This is a genomic window from Nocardia sp. NPDC060259 (assembly GCF_042728775.1).
Taxonomy (GTDB): domain Bacteria; phylum Actinomycetota; class Actinomycetes; order Mycobacteriales; family Mycobacteriaceae; genus Nocardia.
Genome location: NZ_JBHXAY010000112.1, coordinates 1 through 20710 on the forward strand (window position 1 = coordinate 1; position 20710 = coordinate 20710).

Here is a 20710-nt window from a genome sequence, read left to right on the forward strand (position 1 = left end):
GGTTACGGCGAGGGTTCAGCAGCTCAGCGGCCGGTGCTGCCGGCGGTCAGGTCGAGGAGCGCTTGGCACAGCGGATTGTGTGTCTGGCTGTCGCCGTCGGCGAAGCAGGCGCCGAAGAGCACGAAGCCGAGCGGCCAGGCCAGCAGCATCTGGGCGGATCCTGTCGCAGATCCGGTCTGTGTGTCGGCCACGGGCGCGACGGTGGCCGGGGCGGCCTGCGCTGGGATTGAGCCCAGGCCGCCGAGACCGACGGAGAGTACGACCGCGGCAAGGGATGTGGTGAGCATTCGGCTCATGAGGGTGTGCCTCCAAATCAGGTGGGGTGGGTTTTTTCGCGGTCAGGCCGGATCGGATTCGGCGCTGCCGCTGCCGATCTCATAGATCAGGGCACAGATCGGCCCGTTCGGTTCGGCATCGCAGAGCAGGATGTAGAGCGCGCCGAGCGGAAAGGTGATCAGCGGTGCCAGCGAGGAACCGGACTCGCCGGAACCCGACGCGGATCCGGAACCCGCAATCGGAGCGACGAGGACAGGCGCGGCCGGAGCGGCTTGCGCCGGACCCAGGGTCGCCCCGATTAGTGCGCTCGAAACAGCAATGGCGGCAAGGATTTTGGTGAGTAGTGGATTCATGACTACCTCCTATGAATGTGTTCGCCGACACTAGTCGAGCGACAACAATGTGAAATACCCAAGTTTTACTGTCTGTCGCTCCGTGGTCGATCCGTGGGAACCTACGGAAACCTGGTCTGTCGCCCATTCGGCCCATACAGTGGACGGATGCGTGGACGATCTCGAATCCTGCTGTCTTCTACCGCAACAGCGGCGGCAGCACTGGCGCTGACCACCTTCCCGGCTGCGGCCGCCGAGCCATCCACCACCCCTACCGCCTGCGCGGAGGTCCGGGTCGTCACCGTCCGGGGCACCCTCGAACCACAGTCGGGCAGCCTGCTCCTCACTCCGCTGGGCAAGCGGATCGGCGACGAATCCGGCCGCCGCACGACGGTGACCGAACTCGAATATCCGGCCTCGATGGCCCCGGACAGCGCCGTCCGCGGCGTCGAGAACCTGACCGCGCTGCTGAACGACACCGCCGCCACCTGCCCGGACCAGCAGCTCGTCCTGCTCGGCTACTCGCAGGGCGCCCGTGTCATCGGCAACACCCTCGACAAGCGAACCGCGTTGACGGACCAGGCGGCCGCGCGGATCGACGCCGTCGCCCTGTTCGGCAGCCCGCTGTTCAACGGCACCGAACCCTACGACCGCGGCAACTTCGACCCCGCCCTATCCGGCACCGGTCCACTCCGCGCAGGCGCGCTGGCCGAATTCGCCGACCGCCTGCGCGACTACTGCAATGCCGGCGACCGCGTCTGCCAGGGCGGCGACCCGGCCGCCGGATTCGCAAACGCCCTGAGTTACGGCCATTTCGCGTACTTCGTCAACGGCAACCGCGACCAGGCCGCGGCGTTCGTGCGCGAACAGCTCGGCTCTTGACCGTCGAAACGCCGAGAGCGGACCCGCGCGCCGTGGTGTCGCGCTCGGCCTGTTCCGCTGACAGGCAGGCGATTCCGTCGACCTGGCTTCTCAGGGACGGTCGACGTCAGGGAGGATGGTCTCCGGCTTGAAGATCACCTTGTAGTGATAACGGCTCACCTCGGCGGATTCGAGCTGTTCCACGAAGTAGCTCACGTTGTCCGAGAGTCCGAGGAAGTGCTTCTTGTACTCGTCGTCACCGGTCTTGCACGTCACCTCGAGCTGGTTGTTCTCGTCCTTGATCGAGCACTTCCCCTCGATGGACAGCAGGTACTTGTCGGTGATTCCGTTGAAGAACACCACCCGACGGTCGATCTTGAACTGGTCCGATTCCTTGGACAGATTCTTGGACACCACGTCGGCGTCACTCGAGCACCCGGTCACTGCGATGACACCCGCGGACAGCGCCACAGCAGCCGCGATGAGCTTCGGCTTCATTTTCGTCCCCCTACCTCAGCGGTGTCGCACTCACGTCCGAGAAGCCCGGACAAGCCCCGAGCCTGAACTCCCCCTTCTCGAACATGTACGCCCGCACTACTTTACACACCGCGTTGTCCGGCAACCGCGAATCAAGGGATGATCCGGTCAGCGTGTCCACCGCAGGACATCGAGGGCTGCGCCGACCGCGATCGTGTTGCTCGCCAGGGCCCGGGGCAGCAGTTCATCGGCGCGAGCCAGGCGGCGCACAACGGTGCTGCGGTGGGTGTAGAGGCGTTCGGCCGTCCGGACGGTACCGCACTGCTCCTCGAGGTAGGCCGTGAGCGTTTCGATCACCTCCGTCTCGGCGCCGACCAGTGCCCCGAGGGTGTCGGCGACGAATTCGTCAGCCCGGATGGGATCGGCGGTCAGCAGGGCCACCAGCTGCACGTCCTGATGGCGAGCGACCCGGCGAACCGAGGTGAGGCGGGCCAGCATGCGCTGTGTCTCGAGCGCGTCGAGATGGCTGCGGCGGAATCCCTCGAGGCCGAGACCCGGTCGCCCGATCGCGATCTGCGCGTCCGGAGCGGCGTCGAGCCCACGGACCACCTGGTCCAGCTCCGGGGCCGTGTCGGTGGGTAGCCACAGCCACAGTGCCGTGGCACCGGCCACGACCGTGAGCCGGTGCCCGGCGCCGCTGACCCGGACGAGCAGTTCCGCGGCCGCCTCGAGCTGATCGCCGGCCGTAGGAGACTTCGCCCAGAGGACGGCAGCGGTGTGCGGCCCGGTCAACCGGTAACCCAGCCTGCTCTCCGCCTGGGTGAGCCGGATGGGCGCTCCTTCGAGCAGCAGCGACACCGTGGCGCGACGTTCGGCGTGGGTACCACGCACCAGGTCGGCGCGTTCGGCCTTCATCCGTTCGGTGACGGCCGCGATCGTGTCCTCGATGAATGTCGAGATCGACAGCGACGCGAGTTCGAGCAGCTCCCGTAGCTGCCGGGGATCGTCGGTGAGCGAGAAGCACACCTCCATGCACCGGTTCCACACCACGCTGTAGGTAGTGCGGTAGGCCTCGAGCGAGGTCTCGTCGAGGCCGCGCCGCACCAAATCCCTGGCCGAGGCCAGCGCCTCGGGGCCGAGGTTCGGCGGCACCCTGCGGCCGGGATTCTGCACATTGGACCAGGCCCAGTGCGCGATATTGGCCAGATTCGCGCGCCGGACCGCGTCGGCGAGCACCGGATCCCCGGCGATGCGCTGCATGCGCTCCCCCGCCAGCGACGCCTCGTGCAGGTCGTTGAGCCATTCCGCCGGCGGATTCAGCGAGATCTCGGCAGCCCGCCGGATCAAAGCGACGAGTTCCGGCCTCGGCTCCGGCCAACCCGCATCGCGTGCGTCATTATGAACCACAATCTCAGCATCCTGCGTCGCTATGACGTAGCGCAAGCCTGCCGCGGTGTCCGACCCTGGAATGCAGCCTCCGCACTGCTGTGGACGGCGGAGTCCAACGAAGGAGTCGCTATGACCACGCAGACCTCGGAGCAGCCGAGGACCGGCGCATCCACCGATCATGTCGACGTGGCGATCGTCGGCGCAGGCATCTCCGGCATCGGAGCAGGGCGGTACCTGCGAAAGCTGCTGCCGCACAAGCGATTCACCATCCTCGAGGCTCGCGGCGACCTCGGCGGCACCTGGGACCTGTTCCGGTACCCCGGCATCCGCTCCGACTCGGACCTGCACACCTTCGGCTACGAGTTCAAGCCATGGCGCGACGAGCAATCGATCGCCGACGGGGAACGGATCCTGTCCTACCTGCGCGAAACCGCCACCGAGAACGGACTCGACGACACCATCCGCTACCACCACAAGGTCATCGGCGGTTCCTGGTCGTCCGCGGATGCGCGCTGGACGCTGCAGGTCAAGCGCACCGACACCGGCGAACTCGCCGAGCTCACCGCCGACTGGATCTTCTCCGCCGCCGGCTACTACAACTACGACGAGGGATTCACCCCCGAGTTCACCGGCCGCGACCGCTTCCACGGCACCATCGTCCACCCGCAGCACTGGCCCGAAGACCTCGACTACGCCGGAAAGCGCGTCGTGGTGATCGGCAGTGGCGCCACCGCGGTCACACTGATTCCGGCGATGGCGGATACCGCGGCGCACGTGACGATGCTGCAGCGCACCCCCACCTATATCCTGCCGGTGCCGAGGAAGGACCCGATCGCCAACGCGCTGAAGAAGATCCTCGGCGACGAACGCGGATACGCCATGACCCGGCGCAAGAACATCGCCCAGCAGAAGCTCATCTGGAGCCTCTCGGAGAAATACCCGAACCGGATGCGCCGGTTCATCCGGTGGACCAACGCCAAGCAGTTGCCCGAGGGCTATCCGGTCGACCAACACTTCAACCCGCCCTACAACCCCTGGGAACAACGCCTGTGCACCGTCCCCGACGGTGACCTGTTCACAGCCATCCGGAACGGCAGCGCATCGGTCGTCACCGACCGCATCGACACCTTCACCGAGAACGGCATCCTGCTGCAATCCGGACGTGAACTCGAAGCCGACATCATCATCACCGCAACGGGTCTCAACGTCCAAGCGTTCGGCAACGTCCCCGTCACCGTCGACGGCCGGGCGATCGAACTACCCGACACGGTGGCCTACAAGGGCTTGATGCTTTCGGGTGTCCCCAACCTGGCCTACGCCATCGGCTACACCAACTCCTCGTGGACGTTGAAGATCGGGCTGCTCTGTGAGCATTTCTGCCGCATCCTGGCCCACATGGACGACAACGGCTTCCAGATCGCACACGCCGAAGTGACGGACGAGGCCATGCCCACCCGGCCGTTCCTCGACTTCGCCGCGGGTTACATCCAGCGCGTCGTCGACCAGCTGCCCAAGCAGGGCGACCGGATGCCGTGGCGGACGTCGATGAACTACCACGACGACGTGCGAATCCTGCGGAAGGCAGACATTCTCGATCACGAACTCCACTTCGACCGCGCGGTCGCCGCCCTGCCATCCGCATCGGTATCAGCATGAGCACAGATACCTCGAGGTCGGCACGCAGCGGCGGGCCACCGCGTCCGTGACGAAGTTTGTGCGGTGTCTACTGCGCGCGTGGCCGTACCCTGTTGAGTGCCTGCATGTTTGGTGGCCGTAGCCCGTAGGATGGAGCCTGATGGACCACACGGACCCTTTCCCCCGCCCTGTTCCGTTCACGGTACCGAAGCTGCTCGTGGGCTTAGGGTCCCTATTGGTTGTCGCCGCGGCGATCGCATCCTTCACCTTCACCTCCACCCTCGCGCGTGCGGCTGGGATTCCTGAGGGCCTGACCTGGTTGTGGCCGGTGGTGGTCGGTCTCACCGTCGCGCTGGTGGCCTGCACCTTCATCACCTTGGTCGGTATCCGCGACGAGAAGGCCACGTCCATGGTGCGGGTCTACGAACTGCTGCTCGTCGCCGCGGTGCTGGCCAGTATCTTCGGGAACGTGCTGGCCATCTCCCGCGATCCGATCGAGATGGGCACCCTCGAGATCGCGACCGTGGTCTCGGTTCCCCCGATATGCCTGATGATCTGTGTGGGCAACTACCTGCTGCTCACGGCAGTCGTTCCCGTCCGCATCGTGGCCGCGATCCCCGAGGACGACTGGCGGCTGCGGGTCCTCGGCATCCCCACCGCGCCGGTGCCGCCGAAAGACTCGAACCCCTCCCCCCATGACGGTGCCGCATGGTGGGACCAGCACCGCAGCGAGGCACGAACCCCGACAACACCGAAGACCCGGACATAAGGGGCGAACTCACCGGCGCGAGGTCGGATGCTGCGTGGTTGCCCTAGCAGCAGCGCGACGCGGGCCATAGTGGTCGCATGGGTAACCAGTCCACGGTCGCTGCCGCGCTCGAACCTCTGCTGCGAGCCACTTTGGGACCCCACCCCGCGGTGGGGTTCGAATTCTGGGATGGCAGCACGATCCAACCCGATGGCGCGAGCCCCGGCACGATGCGCGTGCGATCCGAGGATGCGCTGCGCCACCTGGTCTGGGCGCCCGGCGAACTCGGTGTGGCGCGCGCATTCGTCTCCGGCACAGTGGATCTCGACGGCGACATCTTCACGATGCTCCGAGCACTCCAGTCGACCGCGCCGAACGACGCCCGCCTCGGCCTCGGCGCGGCCTGGCGGGCCGTCGGCGCGGCGCGGCGACTCGGGGCGCTCGGTCGCCGCCCGGAAATACCACCGGAGGAGGCGCGACCACGGCGCGGACCCTTGCACACCAAACGTCGCGATGCGGCGGTGATCAGTCATCACTACGACGTCGGCAACGATTTCTACCGGCTGGTGCTCGGCCCGAGCATGACCTACTCCTGCGCGCGGTTCGTGCCGGACGACGACGGTTCGCTGGAGGACGCCCAGCGCGCCAAGCACGACCTGATCTGCCGCAAACTCGGCTTGGCCGAGCAGGAGGGTATGCGCCTGCTCGACGTGGGATGCGGCTGGGGTTCCATGGCGATGCACGCGGCCTCGACCTATGGGGCACAGGTCGTCGGCGTCACCATCAGCAGCGCCCAGGTCGAGCTCGCCCGCCGGCGAGTCGCCGACGCGGGGCTGTCGGACAGTGTCGAGATCAGGCTCGCCGACTATCGGGACCTGCGCGGCGAACAATTCGACGCCATCTCCTCGATCGGCATGTTCGAACACGTCGGCTCCAAGAACGCCGCCGAGTACTTCGACACCCTGCGCGCACTGTTGCGCCCGCGCGGACGGCTGCTCAACCACGCGATCTCCTCGCCGGGCGGCTCCGTCATGCAGAATCGCTCCTTCATCGGGCGCTATGTCTTCCCGGACGGCGAACTCGTCGACGTGGGTGAAGTCGTCCTCGCCATGGAACGCGCCGGATTCGAAGTTCGCGACGTCGAAGCCCTGCGCGAGCACTACGCGCGCACCCTTCGCCACTGGATCGCGAATCTGGAAAATGCTGGGGAACAAGCGGTTTCACTCGTCGGCGAAGGGCGAGCACGAGTCTGGCGGCTCTACATGGCCGCCTCAGCGCTGGGCTTCGAGGACGGCGGACTAGGGATTCACCAGGTACTCGGTGTGGTGCCGGAAGCGACGGGGAATTCCGATATGCCCGCGACACGCCGCGCCTGGGGATAGGCCCCTGTCGCGCTCACCCGCGAAGGAATCTCAACAGCTCCGCCGTGACGAACTGCGGGTTCTCTTCGACGAGCCAATGGCCCGCGTTCGGAACGTCCACCGCGTGCACGATATTGGTCAACCGGGCCGCCGCGCTCGCCCGGACCGGGTCGAGCTGTCCCTGCGCGGTCATGAGCAATGTCGGGACATGCGTCGGCGCCGCCGCCACCGAATCGCGGACATCTTGATCCAGGGCACGATACAGCTCGAAACCACCGGCCAGGTTCTCGGGCCGACTGTAAGTCCTCGCGTACTCGTCGATTTCGGCATCGGTGAACGGAGAACGCCGCGAGGTGCCGCCGAAAGCCGTTCCGCCGAAAGAGACCTGGGGATAGAACAAAGCCAGATAGTCACGGACATTGTCACCGACCACCGCCTCGGGGACCTGTTGCTGGGAATGGAAGGCGATGTGCCAGCTCATCGAGCGGTAGGTAGGAGCATCGACCGCGGGCCCGGGGAGAGGAAGGTCGAGGTATCCGAGGCGAGCGGTGTCAGCGGGGAACTGGCTGGCGTAGTGGAAGGCCACCGCGGCACCGAAGTCATGCCCGACGATCTGCGCATTGCGCACCCCGAGCCGGTCCGCGATGAGGGTGTGGACGTAGCGCGCCAGAGTGGCCTTGCTGTAACCGCTCGGTGAGCCGGTGCTGTCCCCCAGCCCGGGAAGATCGACTGCGTAGACGGTGTGACGCTCGGCGAGCGCAGGCATGATCTGCCACCAGCCGTACCACGTCTGCGGCCATCCGTGGATGAGCACCACCGGCGAACCGCTCCCCCCGGTCACGTAATGCATACGAACACCGTCGACATCGGCGAACTCGTGCCGGAAGGTCTTGCCGAATTCCCGGTCGCCGTGAGTCGCGACCGCGTAGGAGGGAATCTCTGCCGCAGTCGTAGTGCCGCACGCCGCGGCGCCGACCGTGAGCAGCGCGAAGATCGCGGTGACGGCCACCGCGCGGGCGTATCGAGGCAGTCGGCCGGTCGACGGTTGTGCTGCGATATTCATCGTGTCTTCCTGGTGGGTAGGGAGTTTCGGTCCGTCCCGCCAGTTTTGGCCGACACAGGGAGGTCCTGCAAGGAACCTTGCCGATTCGGCAAAGATGGCGCCCGAACCCTCCTCCCCACGCAATAGCAAGTGACACAAGCAGCTTCACCCTCGGAACGCCAGCCCACCGCACAGCTGTGACATCGAGCGCGGCTCGACTCGTCGCGGTTCCGCACGGCGTCCATCGACCGGCCCACCCATCGACGAACGGAGCGGCATCGCGATGCGCCCTCGGCGCCCATCAGCCCTCCAGAAACAGCCATCTACCTGCCGATTAGTACCTTCGCGGAATGGTGCGGTAATCTTTTCGAGCACCCGGCGACGGGGGCAAGAACGGGCTGTGGCGCAGCTTGGTAGCGCACCTGACTGGGGGTCAGGTGGTCGCAGGTTCAAATCCTGTCAGCCCGACAGGCGAAACCCCCTCTGACCTCGGTCGGAGGGGGTTTCCTTGTATCCGGGGACTTGACGTGGTTTGGCCAAATCACACAGAAACCCCACATAAATGGATCGACCGGCCCACTGGAACGCCCCGTAGACCACTGAAAACAGGTCATTCTCGGAACGCTCGCCACTATTGTGGCGGAAATCACAATTGGGCGTCAATGGGTGGACTGCGGTCCAACCGCCGCGCCAGGAGCAGGCTCCTTTCTCCTCATCGAGCCGCTGACGGGAGCCTGGCAGCCCCGCGCCTCGACCACCCAGACCGTCGAAGCGGTGAGTGCCCCAGCGTTGCCACACCGGCGCGCACAGCCCGACTCCCCATAACCGAGACCGAGCGACTGTGCGGCGGATCCACACCAGGCCGCGGTCACCGTCCAACGATTTCAATGAACTCCCGCGAACCCGACCGAGGTCGGTCGAGTCAGCACCGACAACCCAGCAGAGCGGCACATCACCATAGGACTGGCCGAAACCTGCCGACACCGGTCAGGGTGTTGGAACGTGAAGGCGGCCCATACCGCACCCCGCCGCCTCCGCTCTGCGACCGCGAAAACACACTTCGCGTCGTCTGCCCAGAGAAGTGCGCGAGGCCCCCACGTGCACCGGATGTTTCGGCTAGGCAGTGCTCGCGCGGATTCGGATACACTCGACCGCAGGAAGAGCTACTGATCGCCACACACTAGTGAGCGACGCATGCCTTCCTCTCCCACTTCGCCCGACTCGGCGATTCCTGACTCCCCCCTGCCCGACGGCGAGACCTGGCTCACCAGCCCCGATCTCGCCGCGCGCTGGCGTATCCCCCTCAAGACCATCGCCTCCTGGGCCTCCGCGGGCACCGGACCGCGCTACAGCCATCTCGGCCGGCACCGCCGATACCGGCTCGCAGCCGTCCGAACCTGGGAACTGAACCGTCTGCGCGAAACCACCGGCAGCGTCGCCGAGCCCGCGACACCAGCCACCGCCGACGACGAGAAATGGCTGACCACAGCCGATCTCGCTCAGCGCCTGCGAATCCCTGCCAAAACCCTGGCCGGCTGGGCTTGTTATGGCACAGGGCCGATCTATGCGCGCCTCGGCCGACACCGCCGATACCGCCTCGTCGACGTGCGTTCGTGGGAAGACCAACGGCCCGAGGTCTGCCCGTCCCGCATCCGTCGCACCACCGGCTAAGGATCCACCCCCATATTCATGGAGCCTCCGGATACCTGGGATCCGCCGTGGCTTGCTTCACCGGCCCACACAGCCATCAGTCCCTTTTCAAGGAAGGAGCATCGTGACCGGACGACCCGCCCGCCCCGTGGGAACCTTCGGCACCCCGTCCACACCCCGCAAACAACCCAACGGGAGCTGGCGGACCACCGTCCGCCACTACGGAGCCTGGCGCAACACCTTCATCGAACGCCATGGCGCCACCTCCACCGAGGCCAGCAACAAACTCGCCGAAGCGATGCGCGACTTCCACGAAGTCCCCGCCGAGAACCCGATCACTCGCACCACCACCCTGATGGAACTCGCACGCGAACTGCTCACCTCGATGCGCTTGGACCCCACCTGCTCACCAGGCCTGGTCGAGGACTACCGCCGCGAAATCGAGGTCTCCCGCGACAAGCGTGCCAACCCCAACACCGTCAAGATCGAAAACACCATCGGCCACCTCCAGATCTGGCAAGCCACCGCCGGCGAACTCGACCGCCACCTCAAACGCATCATCGCCCTCGGCCATCCTCGCAAAGCCAAGCAACACAAGATCATCCTCCGGGCGATGATGCAGATCGCCGTCCTGCACGACGTCCTCGACACCAACCCCGTCGACAACGTCGACCCCTTCCGCAGAAACCGCAGACAAGCGCGCGGCAAAGTCCGCGACATGAACGCCCTACCCGCGTTCCGAGCCCAGGTACGGGCTTGGGCGCGCGGCGAGGAAGTCCCCGGCACCCCTGGCTACACTTTCGGACCTCGTCGCGACTGGACCATGGTCTGGGTCGTCGACGTCGTCACCGGAACCGGAATCCGCCCCTACGAAGTCTTCGCCCTCCTGCTCGACGACATCAACCTCGACACCCTCGACCCCTACCTCGACGTCACCGGCACCCTCGAGCAGATCCGCGGCGGCGGTGATGGCGGCTGGGTCCGCAAACCCGCCCCCAAGACAGAGAACGGATGGCGCCGAATCCTGCTCCCCCAGCACAGCATCGAAGCCATCAAGGAAGCCATCGACTACCTCGAAATCAACCGAACCCCGAACCCACACGGCGTCTTGTTCCCCGCCACCAACGGCTCACTACGCAACCCGAACAACTTCGGACGGGTCTGGCGCGCGGCCCGCGGTAGCGAGTTCGCGTGGGTCACCCTGCGCACGTTCCGCCGCGGCGCGGGTACCGCCGTCGACAACGCCACCGGTAGCCCGGAGAACGCCGCACGCCAACTCGGCAACACCACCGCCGTCGCTAAGACCCACTACATCGACCGACCCGAAACCGTCCCCGACCACCGAGCCATCCTCGAACAATGGGCACGCGGCGATCGGCGCTTCGAATGAGTTGGCGCCAGCGCCAACTCATTCTTGGCAGTTCTTCGTGGTGAACGGTACCTTTCGGCGATATTACATATGTAGATTCGCATATCTATGTAACAACATGTGGCTTGCGCCGCCTCTTCGTTGGCCGAAGCAGCTGACTTCCTATTCACCTAATAGGGTTCGTAGTACTCACGGTTGGCCTCGATACATCCCAAAACTACCCGCTACCTGCGGCAACGGTCACGTCGCACTTCCCAACCTATCCCGACATTTCTGATCGTTTCCTCCTGAACTCGTATCGATCCCGTGTCGGACGTCAAGTTTCGTTCGACTGATTCTCACCTGCGTCGGTCGGCTGTTCTTCGTGTGCAGCCATGCATCGGAGATGCCGGGCACCAGTTGCGGGTCAGCGACGACCTCGCGTACAGGGCCCACGACCCGACCGATCATCCCTGCGGTGATCCGATCGCTGCGATCTCCTGATCACAACACCCCGAAGCGAGGCCAACAGGCATGCCGACTGCACCATCGCGAACTGTTCGGACCGAGCCGACCACTCGAGTAGATGTGCGCACTGACCATGCGCACATATTCTTCTGGAGCGAGCTGTGTATCGCCGCTGGAGTCAGCGTGGTCGGCAATGCGACCCAAGCCGTCCTGCACACGACAGTCCTCCCGGCCGTCGCTGCCGCGGTCGCCGTCATCCCACCACTGGCCTTGCTGGCCGCAGTCCACGGCGTTGCGCTGCTCGCACGGGCGGACACCGTCTCGCCCACCGCCCGCCGCGCCGCGACAGCGCTGACCGTGGTCATCGCCGGTGGGGCGTTCTGGCTGTCGTTCACCGCGCTGCGCGCGCTGGCGATCACCGCGGGTGTGCCCGTCGCCGAAGCATGGCTGTGGCCGTTAATTGTGGAAGGCGCCATGACGCAGAGTTCGATCGCACTGTTGACGCTGGCACACGCACATCTGCCCGACACCCGTCCGGAGCCTGCAGCCGCCGGGCCCGATCCACAGGCCCCGCCCGCACAGGCAGCAGTTCCCGGTGTCGCTGCCGAGCTAACCGCCACCCAGACAGAAGCTTCCAAGATGGACGAGGAATCCCGCGATAATCCTATCGACAGAGTCGATCTCGAAGCACTGGCGGCGCTGATCTGCGATCAAGATCCCGGCGGGCGGCGCGACCCTGCCACCGTCACCGCAGTGCTCACACACCGGTATATCGACCAGTGGAGCGCCAGCCACGTCTCGCGCGAACTCGGGTGCAGCCGCTCAGCGGTCAGTCGAATCCTGCGCGACGCTGAACGACTGCGTGCGCACGCACCTGTCGACCGTGCGCACACCGACGCGGACTGCTCTCCCAAACGTGCGCACGCTGGCGAGGACCGTGCGCACACCGATTCGGGCAGTGCGCACGAAGCGGCCGATCCGCGCGGCGCCCGCGCGCACGCCGAGAGCAAGCGTGCCCCGGCGGGCACCGAAGCGCTTGCGAACGGTTGAGACCGACGATGATTCGACCGATCGGCAGACCACCCGAGTCTTTGCCTGATGTGGTTCAGGCCACATCGACAGAAGGCCATTTCCCAGGTTGGATCGATGCACGGTTCGTTGCCAGGCATCACCTTCGTGCACTACTTCAGCGAGAAACCACGTCCTTTGGGGGACCAGTGAACCTTGATCTCTCCTGCCCACAGTGCGAACGCGTCGACTGGGTCCAGAGCGTGCCCGCCGCCATGTCGGACGGAACCCACAGTGGCTACAACACTGGCGTCCACACCGGAATCGGTATCGTTCCGGGTGGACTCGTCCCCGTCATCGGGACCACGGTCCACGAGTACAGCCACAGTTCCGCTCTCGCGAGAAGCTTGGCATGGCAACCCGTTCTGCCCTCAGCAGGACCATTGTCGGTCCTCGGGTCGATCCTGCTGTTGTTCGTCATGGTCATGTTCGCCTTGTGCAGCGCAGCACTGGCCGAAAACCCCTTACCGGGCAATCCGATCCGGATGATGGCATCGTTGCTGGGCTTCTATCTCTTTCCGCTACTCCTGTCGATCCCCGTTGCCGCGATCTTGACCATCGCGTTCCAGCGAGCGCGCCGAAACGGCAGGGTCCAGGCGGGGCGTAGTCGTGCACGAGGCGTGTGGGGCCACGGCTACTATTGCCATCGGTGCGGCGTCGCTTACTGGCCGTACCCGACCGCGCCCGGCGTCCCTTACCGTGTGGCCCTGGCCCCGAGCCAATTCCGTTGGCATGTCTGGAACACCGGCGGCTACGCCAAACTCTGACCGAGCGACTCGTCCACGGTTGAGGTGACCTGCGCGCTTGTCTGAACCTCCGCACGCCCCGCTTCCAACGAACTGCCGGTGACAGCACCCCGATCCGGTCCACCGCGGTTGATCGTTGGCCGTTCGGCCGTTCGAGCCGCAGCAGCCATGAGCTGCCTCAGTTGCCTGCCGGTCAACTCGAGCAGTTGGCCGATGCCGTCATCAGACTCCCCCAACTCGCGCATCGCCGCCACCGCGCTCGCTTGCCGGGCACGCCACCGAGCGGCCTCGGCTTCGTGCTCGCGTTCTAGCTGCTCGATCTGTCGACGCAGTTCACCGAGGCGCTGATCACGCACCGCAAGGCTTTGGCGGATGACTCCCGCGGCGTGCAGGTAGGTCTGGACCGCGTCCATCGTCGCGGCCGCCCGGCGTTCCGCCTCGGTGCGCCGAACCTTCATCACCTGACGGACCTGGTCCAAACGCCGAACCAGTTCGGGATCTCGCTTGGAACGACGTGGCTTGCTAGCAGGCATCTCAAACTCCTGAGATCGACCCGACCAGCGGCTCTTCTGCCGCCAGTATACGCGTCCTGCTGGCAGCTACCACCGCACTGCAATGAATCATCTTCTGTTCCAACATCTCTCGCTTCGAAAGGACCCCTCAACACCCGCATTGATTGCACCGCTTCCACCAGATCCTATTGGGCGATCCGACAGAAACGATCCTCCTAGCGCAAGGTGCGCGGTCCGTAGAAGCGGTCCTGAATCCGCAACTGTTCAGGTAGCTCACCCGGTCAGATCCTGCCTTGTGGCGAGCGTTTACGGCTCCGATTCGCCCAACGACCAGAACGGAATTCGCTCATGACAACCATGCAATCTCCCGCCGTCGTACCGTTCGATCAGGTTCGACGGCCGCCATTGGATCGCAGGACCGGAGTAGTCACCACCGTCACAGCGGTCTTAGCCGGTGAGCAACCGATCACCATCGACGTCGTCGCGGCGGGCAGCACCGATGCGAGGATTGTCGCGAGGTGGGGGCGAATCGCTATGACGTTCACCTCGGCCGAGCAAGTGCAGCGGATGGTGGGACTGTTCGGGTTGGCGCGCCAAGCGATGGTCGGCGTGGCCGAGCGGGTGTCGCTGCCTGTAGTGGAGCAGCCGGTGTCTGAGGTGTCGGTACTCACGGCGATCACCTGGACCCATACCCCGACCGGTGCGGCCTCGGTGGAGCAGACGTACCACGTGGGGATGCGGCGCACGATCAGCTATGTTGCACTCACCATCAGCCCGATCACCTTCCACATCCTCGATCGCGACGGTCTCGACAGCGCAATCAAAACACTGGTCCGGGCGCATCAACTCGCGGTTACCGTCTATCCTGGCGGGCACCGCTATGCAGCTGACCCGAACACCGCCGTGTGGAAACGCACGAATCGACGCCACCTGAAACCGCGCGATGGCAGCTGGTCGCACCAATAATCTGCGCAACAGTCAGGTCTGCCTCACCCGTGCGATCACACACTCACACATCGGCGGCTACCTGAGCTAACAGGACCTTTTGTCTTGCAATCCATTACATGCCGCTGAGGGCAGATCGTGCGCCGTTACGTGCGATCTGTTGGTCGTGCAGACCCTGACTCGCGTCTTGTTCATCGACTGGTCGCCGGGGGTCCGGAAACAGACATAGCAGTCACCTTCGCGCTGGAGAGGAACCGTCTTGTCTGCCACTGATGTGCCGCACGCGAGCAATTCTTCTGCCTCGCCCGATTCGAAGCCCATCCCGGACTCGGACACGCGGTGCCGCCGAGAACTCGCAGACCGCCAAGCCGGAGATGAGTCGCTCGCCGCGGGCGACGATATCGTCAGCGCCGCCCAGATCTTGGTCAGCTACCTCTGGAACACCGAACACGAGCGAGCAGGATCTGGCTCGGCCAGCCACATCATGCAACAGCTTCGCACGCTCACGCGTTGGCTCACCACGCTGCCCCGCGACTGAATGGCACCGAATTCAGCTCCCGAGCAACAGCGCTCATTCGAGTCGATTCGGCGGCAAGAAGAACTCACTGCTCCACAGCTGGACGACTTGAGTCCTCACTCCCCCGCGATGTCTGCGACCGTCCACCCGAGGCCAACTCTGCGCGTTGTCCCTAACTGCGTTGGGCCCCAGTTCATTTCGTGGCGCGGACCTCTCGCTGTGCTCTGTCTGTGTCCGTGCCTGCGGCAGGCCCCGCCCCGCCCTTTCCATCCGTCCTGTCTATTTCAGTCGAAGGAGTTTCTCTTGTCGCTGCATACCTCAGTTCGTCACGCTGAGTTGGGTGACCTGGTCAGGTTGCTGAATCGTCAGCAGGCCACCAAGGTCGATGTCGTCGTGCCCGCCTCGGCCGTGCGGGCCCGTGACGGTTTCCTGGAGTTGTCCGGTGTCGGGCCGGTGGTCGACGAGCGTGGTGTCACCCTCGTCGACGGCGCCTACCGCCCGACCGCAGCCGCTGATTCTCAGCTGGGCACCAAACTCAAGATCCCGGTCGGGTATCTGAAATGGCTGCGTGAGCAGCAACGCACCGATCTCTACGACCACAACGTCAACGGCTTGCTTCACGGCCCCGACGACCCGCGACTTCTCAGCCGGCCCGAGGATCGGTCGTTTCTGTTGCGACTGTTCTCCTCTGGGGTCGCCGGTGAATCGGGGGTGTTGCGGGCGTTTCTTTCCGATCGGTACGGCATCATCGACAATCTCGACGTGCTCACCGCGGTCCTGGAGGGCATCACCGCCGCCGATGCCGATGTCGAGGTTCGCTCCTGTGATCTGACCGAGTCCTCGATGCACTGCAAGGTGTACTCACCGAGGGTCTCCGCGCTGGCACCGACGTTTCTGGCCGACTACCGCAACCCGTTCGCCAATCCCGACCTCGAGGCCGAACGGCGCCGCGTCGCCGGCGATCTGGACCGGTGGCGTGGTGTCGCCGCCCGCGCGGGACAAGGCTATCGACCCGGCAGCGAACCGGTGGTGTTCGCCGGGTTCCGGTTCTCCAACTCCGAGACCGGCCACCATGCGGTGACGTTGAAACCGGAGCTGGTGATCCAGATCTGCGGCAACGGCCTCACCTTGCCGCTGTTCTCCCACACCAGACGGCATCTCGGCGACAAGCTCGATATCGGCACCCTCGGCGCCTGGTCACAAGACACCCAACGCAAGCGGCTCGCAGTCATCACCGCCGAAACCCGCGACAAGGTCAGCGAGTGGCTGTCTCCGAAGTTCCTCACCGCGCGCGTTGGCGAGCTCGAACGCCACGCCGCGGCACCGGTGCACCAGCCCGACAGGACGATCGAGGTCGTGGCCAAGAAGCTCGGATTCAGCGAGGAAGAACGCACCGGGATCCTGTCGCACTTCATCGCCGCCGGTCAGCTCACCGCCGCCGGGATCGCCAACGCGGTCACAAGCTTCTCCCAGACCATCCCGGATGCCGACCGTGCCGACACCCTCGATGACCTCGCCCTGCACGCGATGACCCTCGTCTAGCCGTTTGCTCCATCTGCATCCCCGGCAGGTCGCTCACCACGGGTTGCCTGTGACTTCAACCGATTTCAGGAGGTTCTTTCCGATGGCGGACACACTGAGCCGTTCCGAGTTCGACCTGGCGGCCCACTTCGGTGTCGCCGGGGCGGCGACCGATCTGGCGCCGACGACGATCGAGCGCTGGCGTGCCAGCGATCCCGACTGGAAGGGCAAGCACTGGGCCTACACCGAGCCCGACAAATACCACGCCCGCCGCCTGCGCCCGATCAACCTCGCCACTCGCACCAAGACCCACAACTGACCGACACCCCGACCGGTTCGACTCTCCCCAACTTTCCAGGTAGGCACCGGGCAGCTCCAATCTGCCCGGTGCCAACCTGTCTCACGATAGGAGGACCTCGATGACCCCGACCACCGACACCCGCGATCTCACCGAGATCGACACCACCGCAACCGACACCGACCTCCACGACCGACCGCTCAACAGCACCGAGTCGGCCACCGATGGTTCCGCCCCAGCGACCGACGACCACAGCGACGCCGCCTCCGACCGTGCTGGTGTGCCGGTCGAGGCGGTCGCGGTCTTGCGGGACCCGACCCAGCTCGTCCTCGACAACAACGTGCGCGAGAGCTTCCGCCTCGAGGATCATCCCGAGCTGGCCGACTCGATCGCCGAGCACGGCGTGCTCGTCCCGATCATCGCCTACGGCTACCCCGAGTCCCCATCGGCGCTGGTCCGTGACGGGCAGCTGCGCACTCTGACCGCGATCGCGGTCGGCCTGGAAAGGGTCCCGGTGTGGCTGATCGCTCCCGACTCCACCGTCAGCGCCGATGAGGCGCAGATCGCACGGATCTTCGAACAGATCACCGTCAACGACCGTCGGGTCGCGCTGACCGATGGCGACCGCGCGGCCGGGATCGCGTTGGCTCTGGATCTGGGGGCCTCTGTCACCCGGATCGGCAAGGCGCTGCAGACCAAACGCGACCACATCAAGCAGGCAGGCAAGGTCGGCGCCTCGGCCACCGCCCGCAAGGCGATCGACGACGGCCAACTCGACCTCGAACAAGCAGCGATCCTGGCCGAGTACGAGACCGTCGGCGACACCGATGCGGTCGAGCACCTGACCAAACACCGCGGCAGCTATTTCAACTTCGAAGCCCGCCTGATCGCTAACGACCGTGCCGACCGGCGCGCCTACTACGCCGCGGCGCTGCCCTGGGCCGAAGCCGGATTCGGCGTGCTCTACGACTACCCGGGCGAGGGCGGACCCGACGCCGAGCACTTGCACGCGGGCGATCTGGTCGACGCCGACGGGCACAGCGTCGAACTCGATGCGCTCTCGGCCGAGGACGGTTGGCTGGTGTGGATCGAACGATCCGGTGCGCTGGTAACCGTCGACCGCGAGACCGGAGCCATCGTGGACGAGGCAGGCGTCGACTGGCAGACCAAGCACGAACCCGACCGCGAACCCGCCGACGGTCTGCGTCACGCCCGCGAGGTCACCCAGCACAAGGATTGGCAGGCCGACTGCTTCCTGCCCTCCGACAAGCTCGCCACCACAGGCCTGCAGCTGCTCAGCGACTTCGTCGACACCACCGCCGACAACGAGCACGACATCAGCATCGAAACCGAGCGCGAGGGCGGCCAGGACGCCGTCGATCCCGAGCAGACTGCCGCGGCTCGCGAGGAGTTGGCCGCGCGGCGCGCTCAGCAAGAAGCCGAGGCCGCGCAACGGCGTGAGCAGGAACAGCTCGAGAATCGCCGTGTGCGCGTGCTCAACAAGCAGGGCGTGGCCGCGATGGAGGTCCGTCAAGACTTCGTCGCCGAGCTGCTGGCCCGCAAGACCCCACCGGCAGAGGCAGCGGAGTTCGTCGCCGAGGCGTTGGTGGCCCAGCCCGGCATGCTCGGTGAGTACAACGCGTTCGAGACCGCCGCGGAGTTGATCGGCGGCACCGGAACCTGCCGCCAGGACCTGCAGAAGATGATCGAGACCGCCAAACCGGCGCGTTGCAATGTCATCGTCCTCGGACTCGTTCTGGGTGCCCACGAGAAACGCACCGGTAAAGACTCCTGGCGCTACAGCGATGCCGCCGTCAACCGCTACCTGCGTTTCCTCCAGCAGATCGGCCACACACTCGTTCCCGTCGAGCTCGCCACCATCGGCGACATCGACTACAAGGACATCGACCTCGACGCCCCCACGGCCGAACCGACCATCGCTGAGCCCACCACACGGGCCGCCGCCTAAAACACCGATAGCGGGCCGAGACCGGTTGTGACAGTACCGATCCCGGCCCGCCCGGTACGGCATCGACTGCCGCAGCATTCCTCCACGACGACCTCTGTCGATTCCGCATGGCGCCTTCACTCGACAAGGAACCCTTTCCGATGGCCTCCTCCCCTGCCCTGGTGTCGCTGTGTCGACGGCTCTACGCCGCGCTCGGCCAGCTGCGCCTTCACACACCAGCGCCAACCGGCGCCACCGCGCCCGTTTCGACGCCGGTCTCGCTGATCCTGGCCGAGCTCCACCGTGTTCGATACGCGCCGGCCACCGCCACGATTCGTAGCCGCAGCGGCCACACGCTCACCGGCCTGCGCATGCTCACCGTCCACCCCCGCCACACCACCCTCGCCACCCCCAACGGTGACCGATTGGTGCGGATCGAACACACCACCGCGATCGACTCGATCGGCCCTGACGGACAACGCCGCACCGACTGTGACATCGACCCGTTCGGGATCATCCCCACCGCGATCGGCTGGCGCCTGCTTCCCGCCCACCGCGACGACCACGGCGACTGGGTCATCGCCGGCGATGCGTGGGCGGCCAGCAGCACCGAGGCGGGGTTACCGGACGCGGTCACCAAACAGGCTGTCGGGGCACCCCGGGTCGTCCCGGTCCATGACCGCGACCCGCACACCGGAAGCCGTTGAGGGTCGTGATCAACAACGCTCGCGACCTGAACACCTGGATACGCGCGCATATGCCCGCTCTCGACGAGGACCGCTTCCACCCTTGGAACGCCGGCACACCGACCAGCACCTCGCTGATCGTGCTCATCCACCTGCGCCTCGAAACTCCGTTCACTGCCGACGCGACAACGACGATCGTCCTCGTCGCGCACCCGATCACCACTCCGGGCGACAAGACCGAAACCGATGTGCCACAGACCGATCACAGGACACCGCCCCTGAAAGGGTCTCGACCGCTGTCCAGCGCACGCCGGCCGACGAGCAGGTTCCGAATCCCGCGCGTCTGGCAGACACTCTGGTTCCAGTCAGGGCCGTAGTGATGGCGCCAGCTGATAGTCCCCAACACCGACCTTGACCAACGCGATCGAATCTGCACGCAGCAGCTGGACTGTGTCAACGGATCTGGCGCGCCGCATAGCAATAGCAGGGCAGGCAAACGCCCCGGCTCACCCACCGATATGATCGGCTGGCCCTCGCACAGGGCGAGGATGTGCCATGCCGCAGGCTGTTTACCCACGAGCACATGCCGGTCCACCCCATCGACCAGGGGCTGGACCGGCGCCCGCGAAGACGGCGCGACGGGCAACACCGAGCAGGCCCCAGTCGCCGCCTACGACTCCCCTGGATCCACCAGCACGTGCACTCATCCGCTTTCGCCCAAACACGGCGGCCGGTGCATGGCGGCCACCCGGGCACATCCACATCCTGTGGAAATACCTGTGGAGAACCACAACAGATGCGACTCCAGGGAATCTCCCAGAGTTCAGGCGAGGTGGCACAATATCGCCTCTCCCATGGCAGCGGCGATGACACATGCCTGTC

General features: G+C 65.5%; 21 protein-coding genes and 1 tRNA gene. 16 read left to right on the top strand and 6 right to left on the bottom strand.

Features of this window, described 5'->3' with window-relative positions; translation table 11 throughout:
• Nucleotides 1–23 precede the first annotated feature (23 nt).
• A complete protein-coding gene (locus ACFWF2_RS28480) occupies nucleotides 24–191 on the bottom strand; it encodes a hypothetical protein (protein WP_379310534.1) in 168 nt (55 codons plus the stop codon).
• A 147-nt stretch (nucleotides 192–338) separates the two neighbouring features.
• Entirely contained in the window at nucleotides 339–629 is a 291-nt protein-coding gene (locus tag ACFWF2_RS28485) for a hypothetical protein (protein ID WP_379310535.1), read from the bottom strand.
• Between the two features lie 147 nt (nucleotides 630–776).
• Between ACFWF2_RS28485 and ACFWF2_RS28490 the strand changes: the two genes are divergently transcribed.
• Nucleotides 777–1490, top strand: coding sequence for a cutinase family protein (locus ACFWF2_RS28490; RefSeq protein WP_379310536.1), 714 nt, complete (start codon nucleotides 777–779; stop codon nucleotides 1488–1490).
• A gap of 90 nt (nucleotides 1491–1580) precedes the next feature.
• Here the strand turns inward: ACFWF2_RS28490 and ACFWF2_RS28495 are convergent, their stop codons facing one another.
• Nucleotides 1581–1967: a hypothetical protein gene (locus tag ACFWF2_RS28495; protein ID WP_379310537.1), complete on the bottom strand. Its 387-nt coding sequence runs from the start codon at nucleotides 1965–1967 to the stop codon at nucleotides 1581–1583.
• A 147-nt stretch (nucleotides 1968–2114) separates the two neighbouring features.
• Nucleotides 2115–3353, bottom strand: coding sequence for a PucR family transcriptional regulator (locus tag ACFWF2_RS28500; RefSeq protein ID WP_379310538.1), 1239 nt, complete (start codon nucleotides 3351–3353; stop codon nucleotides 2115–2117).
• Nucleotides 3354–3464: 111 nt separating this feature from the next.
• Between ACFWF2_RS28500 and ACFWF2_RS28505 the strand changes: the two genes are divergently transcribed.
• The 3 genes from ACFWF2_RS28505 to ACFWF2_RS28515 all read left to right on the top strand — a co-directional run bounded on the left by ACFWF2_RS28505 (nucleotide 3465) and on the right by ACFWF2_RS28515 (nucleotide 7100).
• Nucleotides 3465–4991 (top strand): flavin-containing monooxygenase, encoded by a 1527-nt coding sequence (locus tag ACFWF2_RS28505; protein WP_379310539.1) that lies wholly within the window; start codon nucleotides 3465–3467, stop codon nucleotides 4989–4991.
• A gap of 196 nt (nucleotides 4992–5187) precedes the next feature.
• A complete protein-coding gene (locus tag ACFWF2_RS28510) occupies nucleotides 5188–5739 on the top strand; it encodes a DUF2637 domain-containing protein (RefSeq protein ID WP_379310540.1) in 552 nt (183 codons plus the stop codon).
• A 77-nt stretch (nucleotides 5740–5816) separates the two neighbouring features.
• A complete protein-coding gene (locus tag ACFWF2_RS28515) occupies nucleotides 5817–7100 on the top strand; it encodes a class I SAM-dependent methyltransferase (protein WP_379310541.1) in 1284 nt (427 codons plus the stop codon).
• Nucleotides 7101–7113: 13 nt separating this feature from the next.
• Here ACFWF2_RS28515 and ACFWF2_RS28520 read toward each other — a convergent pair whose 3' ends face one another.
• Nucleotides 7114–8142 carry an alpha/beta fold hydrolase gene (locus ACFWF2_RS28520; RefSeq protein ID WP_379310542.1) on the bottom strand — a complete coding sequence of 343 codons (1029 nt, stop codon included), beginning with the start codon at nucleotides 8140–8142 and terminating at the stop codon, nucleotides 7114–7116.
• A 373-nt stretch (nucleotides 8143–8515) separates the two neighbouring features.
• Here ACFWF2_RS28520 and ACFWF2_RS28525 point away from each other — a divergent pair.
• The 5 genes from ACFWF2_RS28525 to ACFWF2_RS28545 all read left to right on the top strand — a co-directional run bounded on the left by ACFWF2_RS28525 (nucleotide 8516) and on the right by ACFWF2_RS28545 (nucleotide 13422).
• Nucleotides 8516–8589, top strand: a tRNA-Pro gene (locus tag ACFWF2_RS28525).
• Nucleotides 8590–9315: 726 nt separating this feature from the next.
• Nucleotides 9316–9792 carry a helix-turn-helix domain-containing protein gene (locus ACFWF2_RS28530; protein WP_379310543.1) on the top strand — a complete coding sequence of 159 codons (477 nt, stop codon included), beginning with the start codon at nucleotides 9316–9318 and terminating at the stop codon, nucleotides 9790–9792.
• A 103-nt stretch (nucleotides 9793–9895) separates the two neighbouring features.
• The gene (gene xerC / locus ACFWF2_RS28535) at nucleotides 9896–11161 is read left to right on the top strand and encodes a tyrosine recombinase XerC (protein ID WP_379310544.1); all 1266 of its coding nucleotides are present in this window, start codon (nucleotides 9896–9898) and stop codon (nucleotides 11159–11161) included.
• 609 nt (nucleotides 11162–11770) lie between these two features.
• Nucleotides 11771–12637, top strand: a complete 867-nt coding sequence (locus ACFWF2_RS28540; RefSeq protein ID WP_379310545.1) for a DUF2637 domain-containing protein — start codon at nucleotides 11771–11773, stop codon at nucleotides 12635–12637.
• Between the two features lie 167 nt (nucleotides 12638–12804).
• Nucleotides 12805–13422, top strand: coding sequence for a hypothetical protein (locus ACFWF2_RS28545; protein WP_379310546.1), 618 nt, complete (start codon nucleotides 12805–12807; stop codon nucleotides 13420–13422).
• Here the strand turns inward: ACFWF2_RS28545 and ACFWF2_RS28550 are convergent.
• Nucleotides 13407–13934, bottom strand: coding sequence for a hypothetical protein (locus ACFWF2_RS28550; protein ID WP_379310547.1), 528 nt, complete (start codon nucleotides 13932–13934; stop codon nucleotides 13407–13409). The genes ACFWF2_RS28545 and ACFWF2_RS28550 overlap by 16 nt on opposite strands.
• A gap of 327 nt (nucleotides 13935–14261) precedes the next feature.
• On the opposite strand from ACFWF2_RS28550, the gene ACFWF2_RS28555 reads away from it, so the two are divergent.
• The 7 genes from ACFWF2_RS28555 (at nucleotide 14262) to ACFWF2_RS28585 (ending at nucleotide 20205) form a co-directional block, all read left to right on the top strand.
• Nucleotides 14262–14879, top strand: a complete 618-nt coding sequence (locus ACFWF2_RS28555) for a hypothetical protein (protein ID WP_379310548.1) — start codon at nucleotides 14262–14264, stop codon at nucleotides 14877–14879.
• A 238-nt stretch (nucleotides 14880–15117) separates the two neighbouring features.
• Complete coding sequence (locus ACFWF2_RS28560; protein WP_379310549.1) at nucleotides 15118–15396, top strand: hypothetical protein; 279 nt, start codon at nucleotides 15118–15120, stop codon at nucleotides 15394–15396.
• A 282-nt stretch (nucleotides 15397–15678) separates the two neighbouring features.
• The gene (locus ACFWF2_RS28565) at nucleotides 15679–16917 is read left to right on the top strand and encodes a hypothetical protein (protein ID WP_379310550.1); all 1239 of its coding nucleotides are present in this window, start codon (nucleotides 15679–15681) and stop codon (nucleotides 16915–16917) included.
• A gap of 82 nt (nucleotides 16918–16999) precedes the next feature.
• Complete coding sequence (locus ACFWF2_RS28570) at nucleotides 17000–17215, top strand: hypothetical protein (RefSeq protein ID WP_379310551.1); 216 nt, start codon at nucleotides 17000–17002, stop codon at nucleotides 17213–17215.
• Between the two features lie 100 nt (nucleotides 17216–17315).
• Nucleotides 17316–19163: a ParB/RepB/Spo0J family partition protein gene (locus tag ACFWF2_RS28575; RefSeq protein WP_379310552.1), complete on the top strand. Its 1848-nt coding sequence runs from the start codon at nucleotides 17316–17318 to the stop codon at nucleotides 19161–19163.
• 140 nt (nucleotides 19164–19303) lie between these two features.
• On the top strand, nucleotides 19304–19849 hold the full coding sequence (locus ACFWF2_RS28580; RefSeq protein WP_379310553.1) for a hypothetical protein: 546 nt from the start codon (nucleotides 19304–19306) through the stop codon (nucleotides 19847–19849).
• Between the two features lie 5 nt (nucleotides 19850–19854).
• Nucleotides 19855–20205: a hypothetical protein gene (locus ACFWF2_RS28585; protein WP_379310554.1), complete on the top strand. Its 351-nt coding sequence runs from the start codon at nucleotides 19855–19857 to the stop codon at nucleotides 20203–20205.
• Nucleotides 20206–20710: the final 505 nt, after the last annotated feature.